Below are 18,817 nucleotides of genomic sequence, written 5' to 3' on the forward strand. Positions count from 1 at the left end.
AACAGCCGGCGCGTGCGCACCGCGCTCCAATGGGCCGCGCTGATCCTCCTGCTCGCGCTCGGGTCCGTCGAACTCCTCTGGGGCAACGGCGGGTTGGCCGGAGCCGCGCAGACGGTGCCGTCGGCGCCGACGGCCGGCCCCGGCGGGAACTCCGTGGAGGCCCTGGCCCGGCGGATCGGCTGCACGGCCGAGATCACCACCGACGCGGCGGACCTGCGCCAGGGCCTGTGCACCTCCGGTGACGAGGAGATCTGGATCGCCACCTTCCCGACGCCGCGCGCCAAGGACGCCTGGATCGAGGAGGCCAAGGCGTACGGGGGTTCGTACCTCGTGGGCGACGCGTGGGTGGTCGTGCTGTCCGACACCACCGCGGACCTCCTGCACGGGCTGCTCGGCGGCACGGTCGTCGACGGCGCCGACCACACCGGGCACGCACACACGGGAGGTGGGTGACCGGCGACAACAGCGAACGACAGGGCGAGGGTTCCCACCGGTGTCGGGCCGGTGGGGACCCTCGCCCCGTTGTTCACCGGTTCGACACGTGTGCCAAGTCGCATTCGGCGCACGACAACTGGCACAGTGTCATGAATCCGTCGGGGCAGGCCCGTTCACTCATGCGAATGCCGTATGGCCTTTTCTGTTATCCGTGGCCGCCGCGCTTGACGAGACCTCGCCACGGTGCCGGGGAGCGCCGCCGCGCGTCATCGGGGCGGCTCCGGCGCCACCCCGGGCGCGTCCGCCGCCCCGCACACGGATTTCCCCCATTCGGATCCGGAATCACCGGCCGCGCGGAGGTTTTCGGACAGTTGCCCGGAAACCCGTGGGACTGGTGTGCTGTGGCCCTTCCCGCCACACCGTCCCGACGGCCCCGGCACCGGACCGCCGTCGCGTCCTTCGTCCGGGCGGTTCCCCCGTGCGGGCCCCTGCTGCCGCCACACCGGCCGGGCCCGCGGAATCCCCGCCGGACGAAGGCCACAGCCGAGGAGGACCAGGTGACCCTGCTGACCAGCACCCGCGAACCGGGACTGAGCGACCTGAGCGACGCCGAACTCGCGGAGGTGCTCACCGTGCCGGCCCCGGCCGGCGGTTCGCGCATCAGGGAAGTCATGGCCGAGGTGTTCACCCGGCACCACGGCGCCGTGCTCGCCTACGCCCGCCGCTTCTGCCGCGACCAGCAGACGGCCCAGGACCTCGCCGCCGAGGCCTACGCCAGCACCTACCAGTCCGTGGCCCGCGGCCGCGGCCCGCGCCACGCCTGGCGCCCCTACCTCCAGGCCTGTGTCCGGCGCACCGCCATGGAGTGGAGCGCCCAGACCCGGGACCGCATCGTCCTGGCGGCCGACTTCCACACGTGGGCGGAGTGCCTGGCCGACGAGGCCGGGACCGACGACGCGCTGCTCGCGGCCGAGGAGACGGCCCTGATAGCCGGCGCCTACCGCGCCCTGCCCGAGCGGTGGCAGGTGCTGCTGTGGTTCTTCGTCGTGGAGGGCGAGTCGGCCGCCACCGTCGCCCAGCGGATGAGCATGACCCCGAGCGGTGTGCGCTCCCTCGCGGCCCGCGCCCGCGCGGGACTGCGCGAGGCCTACCTGAGCGCGCACGAGGGCGAGGGGGCCGGGAAGGAGTGCCGGTACTTCACGTCGGTGCTGACCGGCGACGCCCGCCGGCCGGGCCGCCGCCGGGGCCGCGAGCTGGCCCGCCACCTGCGCGAGTGCCCCGGCTGCGGACGGGTCGCCGAACAGTTCCGCCGCGCCAACTCCAGCCTCGGGACGTCGACCCTGGTGCCGCTCCGGGCCGTGCCGGTGAGCGCGCGCTGAGCCCGGTGCAGGCACGTCGCCGCCAGGAGGCCCGAGGAGGCCGGCGGCACCCCCGGGGCCCGCAAAAGGAGTGTGAGGCCACTCGCCGCGCGTGTTGTACTTGGCGCATGGGGGGTGACGACGGCCGGATGCGCTTGCGGGTGACGAGCCATCCCGTCGCCGCTCCCGGAACCCGGCTCAGCCGGATCCTGAGCGCCGGTCCGATGCTCCGCAACACGTGCGTGTACCCGCCCGACCACCAGGTCGGGTACCTGAACGCGAGCCGCGCCGATCTGCTCCGGCTCGGCGCCCTGTTCCGCGTCGCCGCGACGAGTCCGCACAGCGCGGTGCACGTGCCGGTCCCGCCGGATGCCCGACCGATGACCTTCGGGGACCGCGACACCCATCCGCTGCCGGTGCTCCTGGCTCGTGATGACACCGAACTGCGGCCCTCCGACTGGCCCGATCTGCGGCGCCGGATGCGTCGCGCCCCGGTGCCCTTGAGCGTGACCGCCCCGGCGGCGCGACCTCCCGACCGCCCCGACGACGTCCGCCGCCGAGCCGATCGTCACCCCGCCCGCTTCACCGAGCACGCCGCGACGATCGTCATCACCGCCCGTGCCGAGCTCCTGTTCTGGATGGGCGACTGGCTCACCGCCGTCGGCGACCGCGTGGCCCAGGACAGCCGCGTCCACCAGCACGGCGAGAGCCTCCTCGGCGACATGGTGGGCTTCTTCGACCCCGAGGGCACGAACCGGCCCATGCACGCGTTCTGCGTGGTCGCCGTCGAGCCGATCTTCCACCGGGCCCGCTGGCGGGAGCAGGCGACCCACGGAGGTGACCACGGCGAACCCGTCGACGGTGGGCGACAATCGTCGGGTGACTGAAGCCGGCGTCGTCCACGTCTTCCTATCCCGCGGTCGGTTCCCGTCGTTCGAGGACATCCGCGACTACGTCGACCCGGAGTGGTCGGAGAACGAGGGCGCGACGCCGTCCGCCTTCATGGCGGAGGCCGGCATCGCCGAACTCGAACCGATGTGCGTCGAAGCCGTTCACGCCCGGGACGAGGGCCACTGCGCGCCGGTCGTGCCCGAGGTGCTCCTGCGCGGGGCCTCGTACGCCGACCAGTGGCTGTCACAGGTGGAGTCCACCGAGCCGGCCGACGCCGGGATCTGCGTCTTCGCCCCCACCGTCGTCACCACCCCGTACGGCACCGCTCTGCGCTACCTCGGCCGGTTCACGTACCGGGCCTGAACACCTCCCGGGCGTGCTGTCGTTCTGGTGCACCAGAACGCTCAGGTGCACCAGAACAGGAACGGTTTGCAGCCAGGTGTGGTCGGCGGGGTGGTCGGGTGCTGGGTGGGGGAGGGCTGGGGGGCCGGGCCCGTGTTCGGCGTGGTCGTGCTCGGGGCCGGCTTCGCGGGCGGGTCCGCCGGGGGAAGGGGCGCGGCGGCGGACGTGGGCGGGCCGGACGGGGACGCCGTGGCGGACGTGGTGCTGCTGGACGGCTTCGGCCGGGTGCTGGAAGCCGACGGCTGCGGGCGGGCGGTGGCCGCGGCCGTGGTGGCCGATGCCGGTGCGGCCGGTGCGGCCGGGACCGGTGCGTTGTTCTGCGACGGTGACCCGGTGCCGGCGGAGGCCGGGGTCACCGCACCGTCCGAGTTGCCGCCGGCCAGCAGCACGGTGGCCAGCCCGCAGACCACCACCCCGGCCGCCGACACCGCCAGGACCCGGCCCCGCGCCCGGCCGGCCCGCCGCCGGGCCGACCGTCGTGCCGACTGGCGCGACGGCGCGGTGGACGGGACCTCGACCGGCCGGGTGGGTTCCTGGCCCGCACCCTCCCCGGTCGTGGCCTCGGCGGCCCGGCCGCAGCCGGGGCAGGAGAGCGCGCCGTTGAGGTGGCGTCGGCAGGGGGTGCAGTAACTCATGGGATCTTTTCCGTAGGCGCGGCATGACCGGGATCCCGGCGGTGACTGCCATGCCGCCCACAGGCCGGACCGGATCGGATCGGGATGCGAGCGTACGCAGACCGGACCGCTTTGCGACACCCGGCCGACGCGAGACTTCTGCGGGGGTCGGGTGTCGTTCGTGTGAGGGCGTGTTCGTCCGAGCGCGCTGCGTGGGAGCGCCCTGGCGCATTGCGTGGGAGTGCCCCCGCCCCCGGTCGGTGCGGCGCGGTCCACGACCATGGGGGTGTGGCCGACGATCTTGCTGACACCGGTGCCCTGCTAGGGTCCGGACCCGTGACGGACAGGGTGCAGAAGCAGTACGAGGCGATGCGTGGTCACTTCCAGCGGGCCGCCGGGCAGCACGGATTCACGCTCGACCCCGCCCAGGAACTCCCGGTCGAACGACTCAGCCGACTGGCCGGCGAACTGGCCCACCCGGCCTGGCGGCTGCGCCGCAGTCCGCGGCACCTCTACCTCTGGGGCCCGGTCGGCCGCGGCAAGAGCTGGCTGGTGAACACCTTCCTCGACGGGCTGGCGACCCCGCGCAAGCGGCGGCTGCACTTCCACGACTTCTTCCGCCGGCTGCACGAGGGCGTGGCCCACGGCACGGAGAACCGGCCCGCGGACGGCGCGGCGGTGGACCGGGCCGTGGACGAACTCCTCGGCGACTGCCGGATCCTCGTCTTCGACGAGTTCCACGCCCACGACGCGGGTGACGCGATGCTGGTCGCCCGTCTCCTCCGCACCCTGCTGGAGCGGCGGATCACGCTCGTCACCACCTCCAACTACCCGCCCGCCGGCCTGATGCCCGACCCGCTGTACCACCACCTCTTCGAACCGACGATCAGGCTGATCGAGGAGCGGATGGACGTGCTGGACGTCTCCGGACCCGTCGACTTCCGGCAGCGGCCCCGGGCGGACGGCGGCCACGGCTTCGCCCTCGGCGCCCGTCTCCACCCCGGTGACGAGACGTCGGCCGGCCTGACCCCGCCCCGGCCCGAGGAAGCGGGTCCGGTCGCCGCCCACCACCGTGAGCTGCCGGCCCGGGCGGTTCGCGACGACCACGTGTGGTTCGGCTTCGGGGAGCTGTGCGAGGGCCTCACCGCCGTCGCCGACTACCTCGCGCTCGCCGACCGCTTCCCCACCGTCGTCCTCGACGGCGTCATCCCGCTCACCGAGGCGTCCCCCGACGGCCGTCGGCGCTTCGCCAACCTGGTCGACGTCTGCTGCGACCGCGACGTCCGCCTGGTCCTGATCGGAGCCGACCCGCTCGCTGGCCTCTCCACGGACTCCACCCTCATGCGCGACCTCGACCGCACCGCCAGCCGCCTCGCCCTCCTCCGCGATCCGGCTCGGGAAGCCGCCCGCTGAGCGACCTCGGGCCACGCTGGAGCCTAGGTGTGAGCGTCGCGTTCGCGCAGAAAGATCGGCTACCGCTCGTGCAGCCAGATCAGCAAGGGGCCCAGCGGCTCGAAGCCGTGGCGGACGGCTGCCGCCAGGTCGTCGCCGTGCTCGTAGCCGACCACCGGCAGGGTGGGGAACAACCGGGTCATTGCGTCCAGGACGAACGGCCAGGCCGCGTCGGGGCCGCAGTTCGGTGCGAAGACGTTGGAGACTCCGACCACCTCGTCGCTGCGGCTCGCCACCGCTCCGGCGACCACCCGGCCGTCGGCCGAACGGGCGGCGAGCACCGAGGTGGCGGGGTCGTCCAGCAGTTCGGGGCGGAAGAGGTCTGCGTCGCCGCCCCCGTCGTCCCACGCGAGTGCCCAGGCGCGCAACGCGTCCGGGTCTGCCACCACGTCCCAGGCGAGATCCGGGGCCACGGCGGGCGCGCCGGCCGGGCGGTGGATCCACTGCGCCTCGAACAGGACCCGGAAGCCGGCCGCCGTCAGATCGAGGTCGGCGAAGCTGTCCTTGACGGAGGCGCCGGGTGCGGCGGTGTCGATCCGCGACACCAGCGCGGCCTCGTCGGCGCCCGGCGCCAGCGTCACCGCGTCCGGGTAGTAGACCGGCGTTCGGGACGGCGCGGACCAGGCGTGCGGGCCGAACTCGCCCGCCACGCCGTGGGATCGGCCCATCGCTGCGCACCACTCGGCGTTGTTGCGGGCGGCGGCCCGGACCAGGAATTGTTCGGGAGTCGTCACGACTGCGGATCATGACGACTCCCGGCCCGGTCCGTCCAACGGTTTTCCGGCACTCCGACCCGGGGCGGGCCGCGCGTGCCCTGCTCGGCCACTTCGAGCTGGCGGCGCGCGAGGGGGCTACTCGGCGATTCCCCGGGTGAGCAACACGACGGTGACGAAGGCGCGGTAGAGGCGGACGGGGTCGTCATCGGTGATGTGCACGGTGAGGTCGTCGGCGCGGATCACGCCGGTGATCCAGGTCGCCATCTCGGCGAGGTCGGCGTTGCGGAAGCGGACGGCGAGGGTGGCGGGCAGGGCGATCGCGGGCGGTGCGGCGTCCCTGAGGTTCCGTACGGCGGTGGTGGCGCCGTCCCGGATCAACTCCCTCGCCTGCTCCGGGTGCAGGCTGTCGGCGGCGAACCGGGAGACCGAGGTCTTGACGACGACGGCCTCGGCGGCGGGGCAGAACGGTGCGAACTGCCGGGCGGTGACGTCGTCGCCGGTGATCAGCACGACCGGCACCCGGTGCCCGAGCGCGACCAGCGCGTTGATGCCCGCCTCCCCGGCCGCGATGCCGTTCAGCCGCACTTCGGCGATCGCGCGCGGGTTGTACGTGTGGGACAGCGCGGACGCCGCGCCGGACATCGAGCCGTGGTAGGAGACGAAGAAGACCGCGTCGAACGACGGGTCGAGACCCTGCATCATGTAGAGGGGCTTGTGCCGGCCCGACAGGTAGCGGGCGCGGCGCGCGAGGCGGTCCGGCCGGAGGTTGGACATCGCGGAGTGCGAGTCGTTGACCAGGAACTCGGTGGCCCCCGCGGCGGCGGCGCCCTCGATCGCCGCGTTGACCTCCTGTTCGAGCAACTCCCGGTAGTAGCCGTACTGGGAGCCCGTCGGCCGGCACTGCTCCCAGTCGACGATCCCCGCGGTGCCCTCCATGTCGGACGAGATGAAGATCTTCACCGATGCTCTCCTCGACGGCCGTGCCCGCTCGGACGAGTCGGACCGCTGGACATCATCGCGTCCGGCGGGCGAACCCGAAAGGCGGCCCGGCGCCGCTGCGCGGTGGCCGGCTACCCGTCCGAAGGTGGGATGTCCCGGTACGGGGCGCGGGGCTGGGGGACGCCGTGCTGTTCGGAGACGTCGATCCGCGGGGCGGCGGTGGCCGATGTGCCGGGGGTGGGGTGCCAGACGCCGGTGAGGTCCACCCAGCTGTCGGTGGCCGGGGGCGGGCCGTCGGCGTGCACCAGGACGCGCAGGCGGCGGGCGTCCGCCGCGCAGCAGCTGACGACCAGCCGGTTGAGGTACCACTCGCCCGGCTGCGCGCCGGGGGCGACGAAGCCGGTGAGCCGGACCTTGCGGTGCTCCAGGCTCCGCTGCGGGTCGTGGCTGCGGCCGATGAACTCGGTGAGCGACATCGGGGTGACCACGTCCGTCCACGTGTCACCGACGGTGGTGCCGGGGGCCGCAGGTGTGGCCAGCTGGGCGTAGCCGGCCTGGTCGACGACGGCGTCCGTGCCGTCACGGGAGGCGCTGAACGAGCCCAGTGGGGGAGGGGCGAGGCAGAGCAGCAGGAGGGCGGGGACGGTGAGCAGCCACGCCACCCGAGGGCCGTGGTCGTGCCCGTGTCCGTGCCCGGACTCGTGCCCTTCGTGCGTGGCGGGCCGGTGCCAGACGGCGTTGCCCTCGGCGTCCCGGCCGAAGCGCAGCACGGGTTCCCGGTGCCGCTCGGCCAGCCGGCGTGCGACGCCCGCGATGCCCAGTCCGACCAGGACGAGTCCCGAGCCGATGAGCGGAAGGCGCAGGCCCTCCTTGACGTACTGGAGGAACACGTCCCCGGCGAGGGTGATCCGTAGCAGTGCCGCGCCCACGAGCGCGACGAGCAGGGACGGGGCGAGGCCCCGGAGCGTGGCCTTCACAGCGCGAGCCCTCCGATCACCATGCTGGTGCCGACGGCCACGACGAAGGTCGCGGAGGAGAAGCGGGCGGCGAACGCGCGGCCGAAGGCGCCGGACTGGAGCGCGACGAGTTTGAGGTCGACCATCGGGCCGACGACCATGAAGGCGAGCCTGGCGACCGGTGAGAAGCCGGTCAGCGAGGCGGCGACGAAGGCGTCCGCTTCGGAGCAGACCGCCAGCACCACGGCGAGGAACGCCAGGACCGGGACGCCCAGCCAGGGTTCGTCGGCGAAGACGCGCAGCACCGACGGCGGGACGAGGACGTTGAAGGTGGCGGCGGCCGCGGCGCCGACCACCAGGAAGCCGCCGGCCTGGAGGAAGTCGTGCTGGAAGCCGCGCCGGAACTCCTCCAGCGGGTTGCGCGAGCCGTCGCCGTCACCGGCCGGGCCCTTCGGGAGCCGTAGCCATTCCGGCCGGCCGAACGCCACCCAGAGCCACCCCATCACGACCGCCGTCAGGAGCGAGGCGGCCAGGCGCGCCAGCACCATCTCCGGCATTCCGGGGAAGGCGATCGCGGTGGCGACGAGCACCACCGGGTTGATGGCCGGCGCGGAGAGCAGGAACGCCAGGGCCGCCGCCGGGGCGACTCCCCGTCTCATCAGGCTTCCGGCCACCGGGACGGACGCGCACTCGCACCCCGGCAGGACGGCGCCGGCGACCCCGGCCACCGGTACGGCCAGGGCGGGGTTGCGCGGCAGCACCCGGGTGAAGACCCGCTCGGGGACGAACGCCCCGAGAGCCGCCGAGACCACGGTGCCCAGCACCAGGAACGGCACGCCCTGCACCACGATGGCGACCATGACGGTCCGCCAGGTCCGTACGATGCCCGCGTCCCACGCCGGCACCAGGACGACGGTGGCCACCGCTGCCGCCAGTACTCCGAACGGCAGCGCGGGCCTCCGGCGGGGCGGGGTGACCGCCGGTTCCGCCGGGAGGTGCCGGGCGCTGCCGAGACTCGTCTCCACCAAGGTGACCGCCCCTCAGCCCGCTCGCCGCCGATGGACGGCGAGAACTGTCTGCTCACCGTCAAGTGGGGAGCGGGGATAGAGTAGCGTTGATAATCATCTTCATCTAGAGGTCCCGGTGGGCCGGTCGCGCGGAGGGTCTGGGAGTGGTGGGTCGTCCGCGCGGCCGGTGGCGGCCGCGGACGGTCAGCCGGCCGCGAGGCAGGTGGCGCAGGTGCCGGTGAGTTCGACGGTGTGCCGCACGTCCGCGAAGCCCGATGTCCGGGCGACGTGGTCGGCCCACGCCTCGACGGCGGCGGACTCGACGGACCGGCTCAGGCCGCACGCGCGGCAGACGAGGTAGTGCCGGTGGGCGGTGCCCGGCCGGTGGCGGAACAGCCGTTCGCCGTTGGTGTCGCGGATGACGTCGGCGCGGCCGACGGCGGCCAGCGCGGTCAGGGTGCGGTAGACGGTGCTCAGGCCCACCCGGGAGCCGGCGGCGAGCAGTCCGGCGTGCAGGAGCTGGGCGCTGACGAAGTCCTCGCACATGGCGAGGGCGCGCAGCACCTCGGCGCGCTGCGGGGTGAGGCGGCCGAACCCGCCGTCGTCCCGGGTCTGTTCGCGCGTGGTCCGGCGGCGGGCGGCGGCTCGGCGGAAGGCCTCCGTCAGCGGGGTGTTCTCCGTCTCGGTCATCGGCGTCTCGGTCATCGGCGTCGAGGTCATCGGCGTCGAGGTCATCGGCGTCGAGGTCATCGGCTCACCCTCCGTGCTCACGGCCCGGTTCGGGCCGTTGCCGGACCGGCGGTCCGGGTCGGGCGGACCAGGAAGGTGGCGGCGTACACGGCGGTGGCGACGGCCATGATCGCGAAGCTCGGCGGCAGTTTCGGCGCCGCCGCGCTGAGCAGCAGGCCGCCCCACATGTCGGCGACGGCGAGCGCGGCCGACAGCGCGAGGGCGCGGAACGGGCGGTCGGTGAGCCGGATCGCCGCGCCTGCCGGGGCGGCGAGCAGCCCGAGCAGGAGGAGCGATCCGACGGCCTGGGTGGCCTCGCCGGCGCACGCGCCGGCCAGTGCGAGGAACGCGAATCCCAGCAGCCGGACGGGCACGCCGCGGGCGGCGGCCACGGCCTCGTCCAGGGTGGCGAACAGCAGCGGCCGGGCGATCAGCAGCACGGTCAGGCACACCGCACCCGCGATGGCGACCGCGACGGCGGTCTGGTTCCCGTGCAGGCCGAAGACCGAGCCGAACAGGACGCTGGTGCCGGCGCCGCCCCGGGCGCCGCTGCGCGAGGTCGTGTAGATGGTGAGGAAGAAGGCGCCCAGGCCGAGGATCCAGGCGAAGACGCTGCCGATCACCACGTCGTCCGCGCGCCCGTGCCGGCCCAGGCCGCCGATCAGCAGGCCGACGCCGATGGTCGCGGCGAACAGCCCGAGGCGCAGGTCGTAGCCGCCGGCCAGGGCGGCCATCGCGCCGGTGAACGCGACGTGGCTGAGCGCGTCACCGGTGAAGATCTGGGCGCGCAGCACCAGGAAGTAGCCCACCAGGCCGCAGGCGAGCGCGATGAACGTCCCGGCGAGCAGGGCGTGCTGGAAGAACGCCTGGGTGACGACGGACGTCATGCGGCACCTCCGGTCGCGAGTGGTGTCCGCGCGCGGCGGCCGACGGCCTCGCGGGTGTGGCGGACCAGGTGGGCGAGGACGAAGGCGGCGAACGCGAAGCCCGTCACGAAGAAGCCCAGCGGGTACGGCTGGTAGTAGGCCGCGATCAGTCCGGCCCAGCAGGCGGCCAGGCCGAGGAGCACCGACAGCACCAGGCCGAGCCCCGGCCGGGCGGTGAGCTGCTGGGCGGTCGCGGCGGGGATCACCATCAGTGCGAACACCAGCAGCGTGCCGGTGATCTGGCTCGCCTCGGCCGTGGCCGCGCCCAGCAGGACCAGGAACAGCGTGCCCAGCAGCCGCACCGGCACGCCCCGGCCGGCCGCCACCTCCGGATCCACCGAGGCGAACAGCAGCGGGCGTCCGATCACCGCGAGCACGGCGAGCACCACCGCGCCGATCACCGCGAGGGTCACCACCTGCCCGGTGGTGATGCCCAGGAAGTCGCCGAACAGCAGCGCCATCGGCCCTTCCAGCAGGCCCTTGTACAGGCTGATGAAGAGGAAGCCGCAGGCCAGCGCGAACGCCTGGACCGTCCCGGTGACGGCGGACTCCTCCGCCCCGCCCTCCCGGCCCCCGCGCTGCAGCGCCGCGATCACGAGGGCCGCGGCGGTGCAGAACCCGAGGTAGCCGAGCGAGGTGGAGAAGCCGGCCAGGACGGCCAGCGAGGCGCCGGGGAACGCCGCGACGGACAGCGTGTGCGCGGCGAAGGTCTGCCGGCGCAGGACCACGAACCAGCCCACCACGGCGCACACGACGGCCACGATCAGCCCGGCCCGGAAGGCGTTCACCATGGACAGGTAGGACCACATGTCCTGCAAGTCGGCGACCAGGTTCCAGGAGAACCGTGGTGACCACGCATCAGTCGCGAGCGGCATCGGCGTCCCCCCTCCCGTGCCGGTCGGTGTGGAGCGCCGGCGCCTCCGGCTGCCCGACCACGACCAGGCGGCCGTCGCTCGTGCGCAGCACCTCGACGGGCGTGCCGTACAGCCGGGTGAGCGTCTCGGAGGTGATCACCTCGGCGGGCCTGCCCGCGACGGCGCCGCCCTCGGCGATGTACACCACCCGGTCCAGGTGGTGGAGGATCGGGTTGACGTCATGGGCGACCATCACCACCGACACCCCTTCCTCGTGACAGATCCGGCCCAACAGCCCGGCGATCGCACCTTGGTTGGGCAGGTCCAGGCTGTCCAGCGGCTCGTCCAGCAGCAGCACGCGCGGGCGCCGCACCAGCGCCTGGGCGATCAGCAGCCGCTGCTGCTCGCCGCCCGAGCACTGCCCGATCGGCCGGTGCGCGTACCTGCCCGCGCCGACCAGTTCGACGGCCTGCCCGACCCTTTCCCGGGCGGCCCGGCGCTTGGCCCGGCCCGGGCCCGGGACGGGGATCCCCCATTGATCCCCGTCCAGGCCCAGCCGCACCACGTCCACCCCGCGGATGCGCACGCCCGCGTCGAAGGTGCGGCGTTGCGGCAGGTACCCGACGGCCGCGTTGCGCTCGCCGGGCGCGCCGCCGAGGACGCGCACCTCGCCGGCCGCCGCCGGGAGGACTCCCAGCAGGACCTTGACGAGGGTGGACTTGCCGACCCCGTTGGGGCCGAGGACGGCGGTGAACTCCCCGGCCCCGACGGTCAGGTCGACCCCCGACCAGAGGGTCCGCCCGCCCACGCGCACGGCCGCGCCGCGCAGCGACAGCACCGGCTCCCCGGCGGGAGCGGTGTGCCCGATGTCCGTACGGACCTTCTCGATCGGATGGATGCTCATGTGCCCGTCTCCCTCCGCTTGTTCACTTGCCCGGCTCGTTCCGCCCGCTCACTTGCCCGTGGCCGCCTTCAGCGCGTCGGCGATGCCCTGCAACTGCTGGGTCTGCCAGTCCTGGAAGGTGGCGTCGGCCGGGGCGAGGGTCTCGGTGACCTGGGCGACCGGGATGCCCTGCGCCTTGGCGGCGTTGACCTGCGCCACGACGTCGGGGTTGGAGTTCTGGGAGTTGTAGACGTAGATCTTGATCTGCTTGCCGGAGATCTGGCGGTCGATGGCGGCCTTGTCGGCGGCGGTCGGGTCGGTGCCCTCGCTCTCCGCGTCGAGGAAGGTCTCCGGGGTGAGCATCTTCAGACCGACGCTCTCGGCGAGCGGGGTGACGATCGACTCGGAGGCGCCGATCGGGGTGTCCGCGTACTTCGCCTTGATGTCGGCTTCCAGCTGGTTGTACCTGGCCAGCGTCCGGGTGGTGAAGGTCTGCTTCTGCTGGTCGAAGTAGGCTGCGTCGGCCGGGTCCGCCTTCTTGTAGTCGGCGGTGATCCGGTCGATCACCTTGGTGACGCTGTCCGCCGAGTACCACTGATGGGGGTTGTCGCCCTCCTTCTTCCCCACCAGGTCGCCGATCTTCAGCGTCATCCGGTTCGGCCCCGGGTTCGCGGAGAGCAGCTTGTCGGACCACGCGTCGTAGCCGATCCCGTTGGCGATCACGTAGTCCGCGCCCGCGACGGTGCGGCCGTCGGCGGCGGTGGGCTCGTAGGAGTGCGGGTCGGTGTCCGGGTTGGTGATGATGCTCGTCACCTTGACGTGGTCCCCGCCGAGTTGGGCGGCGATCGAGCCCCAGAAGTTCTCCGCGGCGGCGACCTGGATCACCTTCGAGCCGCCACCGGCGCTGCTCGACCCCGCGGACGCCGCGGGCGCGGTCCTCGCCGACGAACTGGTGGAGCACGCGCTCGTGGCGGCGAGGGCGACGACGGCGGTGGCGCCGAGGACGACTCCGAGGGGGCGGGGACGGGCCTTGCTGGACGGGGCGGCACGCATGGGGACTTGCTCCTTCGAACCCGCTGGCCCTGCCGGTGGGCGGGGTCCAGCTCCGGTGGACACCTCCACGTTAGATGGAAACGATTTTCACAACCAGGGGCTTGTAGTTTGAGATGGAAATCATTGCCAAGTCTTGGCGTTGGGGCTGTGAGGGTCTGGCCGGCCACCGGCTGCTCGGACCGCGCTGCGGATGGGGGAGCATGGTGTCCGAACCACCGCCATGAGAACCGCTGCCCCGGTCCGTGCCGCTCCGCGCAAGCCGGATGCACGTTCCCTCCTAGAACGGAAGACCGTCCCGTGACCGATGCCGCCGTCCTCACCGAGCAGATCCGGGCCCGCCTCGCCGGGTACGAGCGGCGGTTCGGCGCACGGTTCGAGCAGTACTTCCGGGACCTGGCCGCCGACTTCGACGCCCCGACCTCCAGCCGGTTCACCCCGGAGTGCCTCGACCTCCTGCGGGACCTGTCACTGCGCGGCGGCAAGCGGATGCGGGTGGCCCTCCTCTTCGAAGCAGCCCACCTGGTGACCGCCGACCCCGTGGAGGGGCTCGACGACGCCGCACTGAGCATCGAACTGCTCCAGACCCACGGGCTGATCCACGACGACATCATCGACGACAGCCCCACCCGCCGGGGCGGTCCCTCCACCTACTACGCCTACCGCGCCCGGTTCCCCGACCGGCCGCAGGCCGCGCTCGGGCTCTCCCTCCTCGCCGGCGACCTCGCCCTCGCCCTGTCCCTCCGGGTCCTCCTCGACTCCCGGGCCCCGCTCCCGGTGCGGCAGGCCATGGTGGAGGTGCAGACGCGAGCGGCGTCGGCCACGTTCGCCGGCCAGATCGCCGACCTGGAACGGGACTTCACCGCGGACCCGGCCGAGGACCTGCTGCACGACGTGGCCGAGTACAAGACCGCCCGCTACTCCGTCCTCGCGCCGCTCCAGCTGGGACTGCTCGCCGCCGGCGCCGAACCGGGCCGCCACGACGAGGAACTGCGGCGCTACGCCCGGCTGGTGGGGATCTGCGGGCAGATGCGCGACGACTACCTGGACCTCTTCGGCGACGCGGCCGCCATGGGCAAGCCCACCGGCGCGGACATCCGGGAAGGGCGCCGCAACTACACCGTCCGCGCCCTCCTGGCGGTGGCGACCGGCTCCGAACGGGCCCTGGTGGAGTCCGCACTCGGCGACGGAGCCTGCACCGAGGAGGCCATTACCGCCATCCGGGACATCGCCGAGCGCCACGGCGTCCCCGAGAAGATGACGGCGGACATGCGGCGCCGCGCACGCGAGGCCGCCACCGAGGCCGCCGGGTGGCGTCCGCGGTGGCGGGAGGAGGCCGTCGCGTTCTTCGAGTACCTGCCGGGGTGGAGCGTCGAGCGCACCGAGTGAGCCGCGGCCGGCGCCTGGATCAGGCCGCCGTGGGCGGGAGTTTGCCGGCCGGCTCGGCGTGGAGGCGGTAGTGGCCGTTCTCGCGGCGGACGGTGCCGGCCGTGGGGTGCGGGAAGTGCGTGCCCAGGAGCAGGGCGTCGGTGTCGGCGAGGGCTTCGAGCATCCCGGCGCGGGTGCGGATCGCCTGGGCGGAGTCGATGTCGACGCAGCTGTGCACGTGGGGGTGGGAGAGCTGGACGGGGTGGTGGATGCTGTCGCCGGTGATCAGGGCGCGGCGGTCGGCTCCGCGCAGCTCCACGGCGACCTGGCCCGGGGTGTGGCCGGGGGCCGGGACCAGGCGGACACCGGGGGCCACTTCGCGGCCCTGCTCGGGGACGTCGACGGGGTGGTACAGCCCGGCGTCGTGGACGGGGTGCACGGAGTCGCGGAACATCTGGGCGCGGGCCTCGTCCAGCTCGGTGGCGGCCCAGTGGTCCCATTCGGTGCGGCTGGTGAGGTAGCGGGCGTTGGGGAAGGTGGGGACCCAGTCCTCGCCGTCGAGGCGGGTGTTCCAGCCGACGTGGTCGGTGTGCAGGTGGGTGGTGATCACGAGGTCGACGCTCTCGGGCGGGAAGCCGGCGGCCGTCAGGCGGTCCAGGAAGTCGGTGTCGAGGCCGTTCCAGGCCGGGTTGGCGCGGGTCTTGCCGTTGCCGATGCCGGTGTCCACGACGATCCGCAGTCCGCCGGCCTCCAGCGCGAAGCCGTGGCTCGCCAGGCGGGGGACGTCGGCGTCGGCGAAGTCGGGGCGCAGCCACGGTGCTTCGTCCAGCACCTCCTTGGTGGCGGCGGGCAGCAGCCAGGGGCCGGTCTGGCGGGGCAGTTCGATCTCGTCGACGCGGCGGACGGTGAGGTCGCCGAGGTTCCAGCCGGTGTTCATCGGGGGGTCCTTCCGGAGGGGTGCGGGGCCGGGCGGTGCTGCCGCGCGGCGTGGGTGAGGCCGGTGGCGGCCAGCAGGACGACGGTCGCGGCGTAGACGGCGACGGCGGTCTGCAGGCCGTAGAGGTTGGTGAGCAGTCCGGCGAGGACGGCGGGGATGCTCATGGCGAGGTAGCTGAGGACGTAGTAGGCGGCGAGGGTGCCGGCGCGTTCGTCGGGGGCGGCCGGGGGGAGCAGCAGGCGCAGGGCTCCCTGGGTGACGGCGCCGAAGCCCGCGCCGGCGAGGGCGGTGCCCGCGAACAGGGCGGTCAGGCTGTGCAGTTGGGGGCTGCTCAGGGTGAGCAGGGCGCCCGGGATCAGGAGTGCGGTGCCCGCGAGGTTGACGGTGCGGGCGGGCAGCGCCCGGGCGGCGTGGGCGGCGAGGCCCGCTGCGGCCGTCATGGTGAAGAAGACCAGGCCGCCGGTGGCGCGGGTGGCGTGCGGGGCGATGAGCCGGGCGAGCGAGGGGCCGAGGGAGGAGTAGAAGCCGCCCAGGGCCCACGCGGCGACGATGCCGGGCGCGGCGAGGGCGAAGGCCGGGCGGGAGGCGGGGGAGACGGTCACCGCGGGGCGCAGGGAGCGCCAGGCGCCGGGGTGGGGGCGGGCGGTCTCGGGGGTGAGCAGGACGGCGGCGGCCTGGGCGGTGAACAGGACGAGCAGCAGCAGGTAGACCGTCCGGGTCGGGGCGGGGGCGTACTGCACGAGGGCGGTCGCGGCCAGGACGCCGGCCGCCATGCCGGCCACGGGGGTGATGCCGTTGGCGGCCGTGGCCCGGCCGGGGCGGTCGGGGTCCTCGAAGTCGAGCAGGGCGGCTCCGGCGGCGCTGGTGGCCACGCCGGTGGCCAGGCCCTGCAGGATCCGGGCGGCGATCAGCGCCGGCACGCCCTGGGCGGTGGCGAAGAGGGCGATGGCGACGGCTTCGGCGGCCAGCGCCCCGGCGAGGACCGGGCGGCGGCCGAGGTGGTCCGAGAGCGTTCCCGCGGTCAGGAGTGCCACCAGCAGGGCGAGTGCGTAGGTGCTGAAGACGACGGTGAGCGTCATGGCCGAGAAGTGCCAGGCGGCCTGGTAGAGCGCGTAGACGGGGGTCGGCGCGCTGGAGGCGGCCAGCAGGCCGACCAGGACCGAGGCGTGGAGCGGGAAGGCGACGCGGCGGCCCAGGACGGGAAGGCGAGGGGGACGGGACAGTAAGGCGATGACGCTGGACATGGAAGCACCTCTGAGCCTTAAGGCGAATGCTTTGCGTTAAGTACTCTAGGCTCACAGTCCCTCAAACGCAAACCCTTAGCTTTTACGTGAGGGCGGGAGGCGGCGCGATCCGGCCCAGCGCCGTCGCCACCAGGTGGTCCGTGTAGGCGGCCGACAGGTCCGAGGGGCGGAACAGGATCCGGTACATCAGGGGGGCGACGACGGCGTCCAGCAGGCCCTCCAGGTCGGGCACGGCCTCCCCGCGCCCGGCCGCGCGCACCCCGATCGCCTTCAACTGCTCGGCGGCGTAGTCGGAGCAGCGCGCCGCGTTGCCGTGCCCGGGATCGCCCAGCAGTGCGTCGCGGATGTACGCGAGGCCCGCCGTCGAGGACATCTCCTCGGCGAACTGCGCCGTCCACGCCTCCAGGTCCGCCCGCAGGCTCCCGTGGTCGGCCGGCGGGGCGTCGGGGCGCAGTCGCTCCACGGCCACGTCCGACAGGAGTTCCCGCAGGTCCCCCCAGCGGCGGTAGACGGTGGACGGCGTGACGCCCGCGCGGGCGGCGATCAGGGGCACGGTGAGGGCGTCCCGGCCCAGTTCCGCTTCGAGATCGCGGACGGCCTGGTGGACGGACTGCTGGACGCGGGCGCTGCGCCCGCCGGGGCGTGTGGTCGGTCGGGCACTCATGCGGTCCAGACTAACGCGAAGGAGTTGCGTCTGGTTGGATGGGCGGCTGAAACCGGAGGGAAGGGGAGCCGCCGTGGTGTCCGTGGGGGAGAGGCTCAGCAGCGCGCGCGTCCGGGCGTTCATAGGCCGGGACGAGCAACTGGAGCGCTTCGGAGACGCTCTGGCCGGGCGGCCGCAGGCGCCGTTCGCCTTCTACGTGGTCGGACCGGGCGGCATCGGGAATCCGCGTTCGACCAGGGCGTGCGCGAGGCGCTGACGCACTGGCGCGACCCGGGCGCCTTCGCCGCCTGCGCGCTGATGCGGGCCCGTCTCGCGGCCGACCTCGCCGATCCCGTCGCGGAGTTGCGCGCGCTGCTGCGCCGGTCCGTCGAGGACCTCGCGCGGGACCCGCGCGGCGTACGGGCCCGGGACGCCCTGACGGCGGGCCACTTCTCCGGCGCGCCCACCCAGGAGGCCGCCGCCCGCCGCCTCGGCCTGCCCTTCGGCACCTACCGGCGTCACCTGCGCCAGGGCCTGGACCTGCTCGGCGAGGCCCTGTGGCAGCGGGAGTTGTACGGCCCGACGCCGTGAGGTACGACGGCTGGACGACACGCTGCACCACCGGTCCGCGGCGGCGTCGTAGCGGCCTCAGGCCAGGAAGCCGCGCAGCAGCGCCGCCGTCGCGGCGAGGTGCTCCTCGGTGGCGCGGCGGGCGCCGTCGCCGTCGCCGTCGAGGATCGCCCGCACCATCGCCCGGTGCTGCTCGGCGGCGTGCTCGATGTTGCGGTCCAGCATGGGGATCGCGTTGAGCAGGTCGTTGAGCCGCATCCGGGCCTCGGCGATGGCCGCGGCGAGGGTGGGGGAGCCGGTGAGCTCGCCGATGGCGAGGTGGAAGCGCGAGTCCAGCTGGCGGTACTGCTCCGCCGGCGCCCCCTCCAGCTCCTCCAGCCGGCTCTCCAGGTGGGCCCGCTGCTCGGGGGAGAGGGGGCGCCGGGCGGCGGCCTCGGCGGCGCCGACCTCCAGGACCTGGCGGTAGGTCAGCGCGTCCTCCAGCGCGCCGCCGAGGTCGCGGGCCGCGCGGCGCAGGTCGTCGACGTCCGGTTCGGGCATCCGGTAGGTGACGAAGGTGCCGCCGTAGCGGCCGCGGCGGGGTTCGACGCAGTCGGCCTGCTGGAGCGTGCGGAGCGCCTCGCGCAGGGTGTCGCGGCTGACGCCGAGCCGGGCGGCGAGGTCGCGTTCGGCGGGCAGCCGGTCGCCGGGGCCGAAGACGCCGAGCTTGATCGCCTGGAGCAGCCGTTCGACGGTCTCCTCGAAGGCGTTTCCGGTCCGCACCGGGCGGAAGATCGCCCCGGCCTGCCAGTCGAGCCGCGCCCGCTCACGTGTTTCGTCCACGTCCACGCCGGAATCGTACCT

Annotated in this window: 21 protein-coding genes; 8 read left to right on the top strand and 13 right to left on the bottom strand. The window is 73.8% G+C overall.

Going from position 1 to position 18,817, the window contains the following annotated elements; all coding sequences use genetic code 11:
- Positions 1 to 12: 12 nt before the first annotated feature.
- The 6 genes from ACFVSN_RS17900 (at position 13) to zapE (ending at position 5,113) form a co-directional block, all read left to right on the top strand.
- Positions 13 to 453: a hypothetical protein gene (locus tag ACFVSN_RS17900; RefSeq protein WP_380492984.1), complete on the top strand. Its 441-nt coding sequence runs from the start codon at positions 13 to 15 to the stop codon at positions 451 to 453.
- A gap of 539 nt (positions 454 to 992) precedes the next feature.
- Positions 993 to 1,814: an RNA polymerase sigma factor gene (locus ACFVSN_RS17905; RefSeq protein ID WP_380492982.1), complete on the top strand. Its 822-nt coding sequence runs from the start codon at positions 993 to 995 to the stop codon at positions 1,812 to 1,814.
- Positions 1,815 to 2,017: 203 nt separating this feature from the next.
- A complete protein-coding gene (locus ACFVSN_RS17910; protein WP_387955933.1) occupies positions 2,018 to 2,680 on the top strand; it encodes a hypothetical protein in 663 nt (220 codons plus the stop codon).
- Positions 2,673 to 3,047 carry a hypothetical protein gene (locus tag ACFVSN_RS17915; RefSeq protein ID WP_387955935.1) on the top strand — a complete coding sequence of 125 codons (375 nt, stop codon included), beginning with the start codon at positions 2,673 to 2,675 and terminating at the stop codon, positions 3,045 to 3,047. Before ACFVSN_RS17910 ends, ACFVSN_RS17915 begins: the two co-directional genes overlap by 8 nt.
- A gap of 66 nt (positions 3,048 to 3,113) precedes the next feature.
- Positions 3,114 to 3,716 carry a hypothetical protein gene (locus ACFVSN_RS17920; protein WP_387955937.1) on the top strand — a complete coding sequence of 201 codons (603 nt, stop codon included), beginning with the start codon at positions 3,114 to 3,116 and terminating at the stop codon, positions 3,714 to 3,716.
- A 320-nt stretch (positions 3,717 to 4,036) separates the two neighbouring features.
- Positions 4,037 to 5,113: a cell division protein ZapE gene (gene zapE / locus ACFVSN_RS17925; RefSeq protein ID WP_387955939.1), complete on the top strand. Its 1,077-nt coding sequence runs from the start codon at positions 4,037 to 4,039 to the stop codon at positions 5,111 to 5,113.
- 59 nt (positions 5,114 to 5,172) lie between these two features.
- Here the strand turns inward: zapE and ACFVSN_RS17930 are convergent, their stop codons facing one another.
- The 9 genes from ACFVSN_RS17930 to ACFVSN_RS17970 form a co-directional block, all read right to left on the bottom strand.
- The gene (locus ACFVSN_RS17930; protein WP_387955941.1) at positions 5,173 to 5,886 is read right to left on the bottom strand and encodes a hypothetical protein; all 714 of its coding nucleotides are present in this window, start codon (positions 5,884 to 5,886) and stop codon (positions 5,173 to 5,175) included.
- A gap of 117 nt (positions 5,887 to 6,003) precedes the next feature.
- Positions 6,004 to 6,828, bottom strand: coding sequence for a M55 family metallopeptidase (locus tag ACFVSN_RS17935; protein WP_387955943.1), 825 nt, complete (start codon positions 6,826 to 6,828; stop codon positions 6,004 to 6,006).
- 110 nt (positions 6,829 to 6,938) lie between these two features.
- Complete coding sequence (locus tag ACFVSN_RS17940) at positions 6,939 to 7,784, bottom strand: TIGR03943 family putative permease subunit (RefSeq protein ID WP_387955945.1); 846 nt, start codon at positions 7,782 to 7,784, stop codon at positions 6,939 to 6,941.
- Positions 7,781 to 8,791, bottom strand: coding sequence for a permease (locus ACFVSN_RS17945; protein WP_387955947.1), 1,011 nt, complete (start codon positions 8,789 to 8,791; stop codon positions 7,781 to 7,783). Before ACFVSN_RS17945 ends, ACFVSN_RS17940 begins: the two co-directional genes overlap by 4 nt.
- Before the next feature lie 183 nt (positions 8,792 to 8,974).
- Entirely contained in the window at positions 8,975 to 9,520 is a 546-nt protein-coding gene (locus ACFVSN_RS17950) for a Fur family transcriptional regulator (RefSeq protein ID WP_387955949.1), read from the bottom strand.
- Positions 9,521 to 9,537: 17 nt separating this feature from the next.
- A complete protein-coding gene (locus ACFVSN_RS17955; protein ID WP_387955951.1) occupies positions 9,538 to 10,386 on the bottom strand; it encodes a metal ABC transporter permease in 849 nt (282 codons plus the stop codon).
- Positions 10,383 to 11,300 (bottom strand): metal ABC transporter permease, encoded by a 918-nt coding sequence (locus ACFVSN_RS17960; protein WP_387955953.1) that lies wholly within the window; start codon positions 11,298 to 11,300, stop codon positions 10,383 to 10,385. The genes ACFVSN_RS17955 and ACFVSN_RS17960 overlap by 4 nt, the downstream gene beginning before the upstream one ends.
- Positions 11,284 to 12,183, bottom strand: a complete 900-nt coding sequence (locus ACFVSN_RS17965) for a metal ABC transporter ATP-binding protein (RefSeq protein WP_387955955.1) — start codon at positions 12,181 to 12,183, stop codon at positions 11,284 to 11,286. Before ACFVSN_RS17965 ends, ACFVSN_RS17960 begins: the two co-directional genes overlap by 17 nt.
- Before the next feature lie 48 nt (positions 12,184 to 12,231).
- Positions 12,232 to 13,215, bottom strand: coding sequence for a metal ABC transporter solute-binding protein, Zn/Mn family (locus ACFVSN_RS17970; RefSeq protein WP_387955957.1), 984 nt, complete (start codon positions 13,213 to 13,215; stop codon positions 12,232 to 12,234).
- Between the two features lie 297 nt (positions 13,216 to 13,512).
- Between ACFVSN_RS17970 and ACFVSN_RS17975 the strand changes: the two genes are divergently transcribed.
- Positions 13,513 to 14,601 carry a polyprenyl synthetase family protein gene (locus ACFVSN_RS17975; RefSeq protein ID WP_387955959.1) on the top strand — a complete coding sequence of 363 codons (1,089 nt, stop codon included), beginning with the start codon at positions 13,513 to 13,515 and terminating at the stop codon, positions 14,599 to 14,601.
- 19 nt (positions 14,602 to 14,620) lie between these two features.
- Here ACFVSN_RS17975 and ACFVSN_RS17980 read toward each other — a convergent pair whose 3' ends face one another.
- The 3 genes from ACFVSN_RS17980 to ACFVSN_RS17990 form a co-directional block, all read right to left on the bottom strand.
- Positions 14,621 to 15,517 (bottom strand): MBL fold metallo-hydrolase, encoded by an 897-nt coding sequence (locus ACFVSN_RS17980; protein ID WP_387955961.1) that lies wholly within the window; start codon positions 15,515 to 15,517, stop codon positions 14,621 to 14,623.
- Complete coding sequence (locus ACFVSN_RS17985) at positions 15,514 to 16,761, bottom strand: MFS transporter (RefSeq protein ID WP_387955963.1); 1,248 nt, start codon at positions 16,759 to 16,761, stop codon at positions 15,514 to 15,516. Before ACFVSN_RS17985 ends, ACFVSN_RS17980 begins: the two co-directional genes overlap by 4 nt.
- A gap of 82 nt (positions 16,762 to 16,843) precedes the next feature.
- Complete coding sequence (locus tag ACFVSN_RS17990) at positions 16,844 to 17,425, bottom strand: TetR/AcrR family transcriptional regulator (protein ID WP_387955965.1); 582 nt, start codon at positions 17,423 to 17,425, stop codon at positions 16,844 to 16,846.
- Positions 17,426 to 17,665: 240 nt separating this feature from the next.
- Here ACFVSN_RS17990 and ACFVSN_RS17995 point away from each other — a divergent pair, with 240 nt between their 5' ends.
- Positions 17,666 to 17,995 (top strand): hypothetical protein, encoded by a 330-nt coding sequence (locus ACFVSN_RS17995; protein ID WP_387955967.1) that lies wholly within the window; start codon positions 17,666 to 17,668, stop codon positions 17,993 to 17,995.
- A 57-nt stretch (positions 17,996 to 18,052) separates the two neighbouring features.
- On the opposite strand, the gene ACFVSN_RS18000 is transcribed toward ACFVSN_RS17995, so the two are convergent.
- Positions 18,053 to 18,796 carry a FadR/GntR family transcriptional regulator gene (locus ACFVSN_RS18000; RefSeq protein ID WP_380437767.1) on the bottom strand — a complete coding sequence of 248 codons (744 nt, stop codon included), beginning with the start codon at positions 18,794 to 18,796 and terminating at the stop codon, positions 18,053 to 18,055.
- Positions 18,797 to 18,817: the final 21 nt, after the last annotated feature.

The organism is Kitasatospora sp. NPDC057904 (genome assembly GCF_042887925.1).
Classification (GTDB): Bacteria; Actinomycetota; Actinomycetes; order Streptomycetales; family Streptomycetaceae; genus Kitasatospora.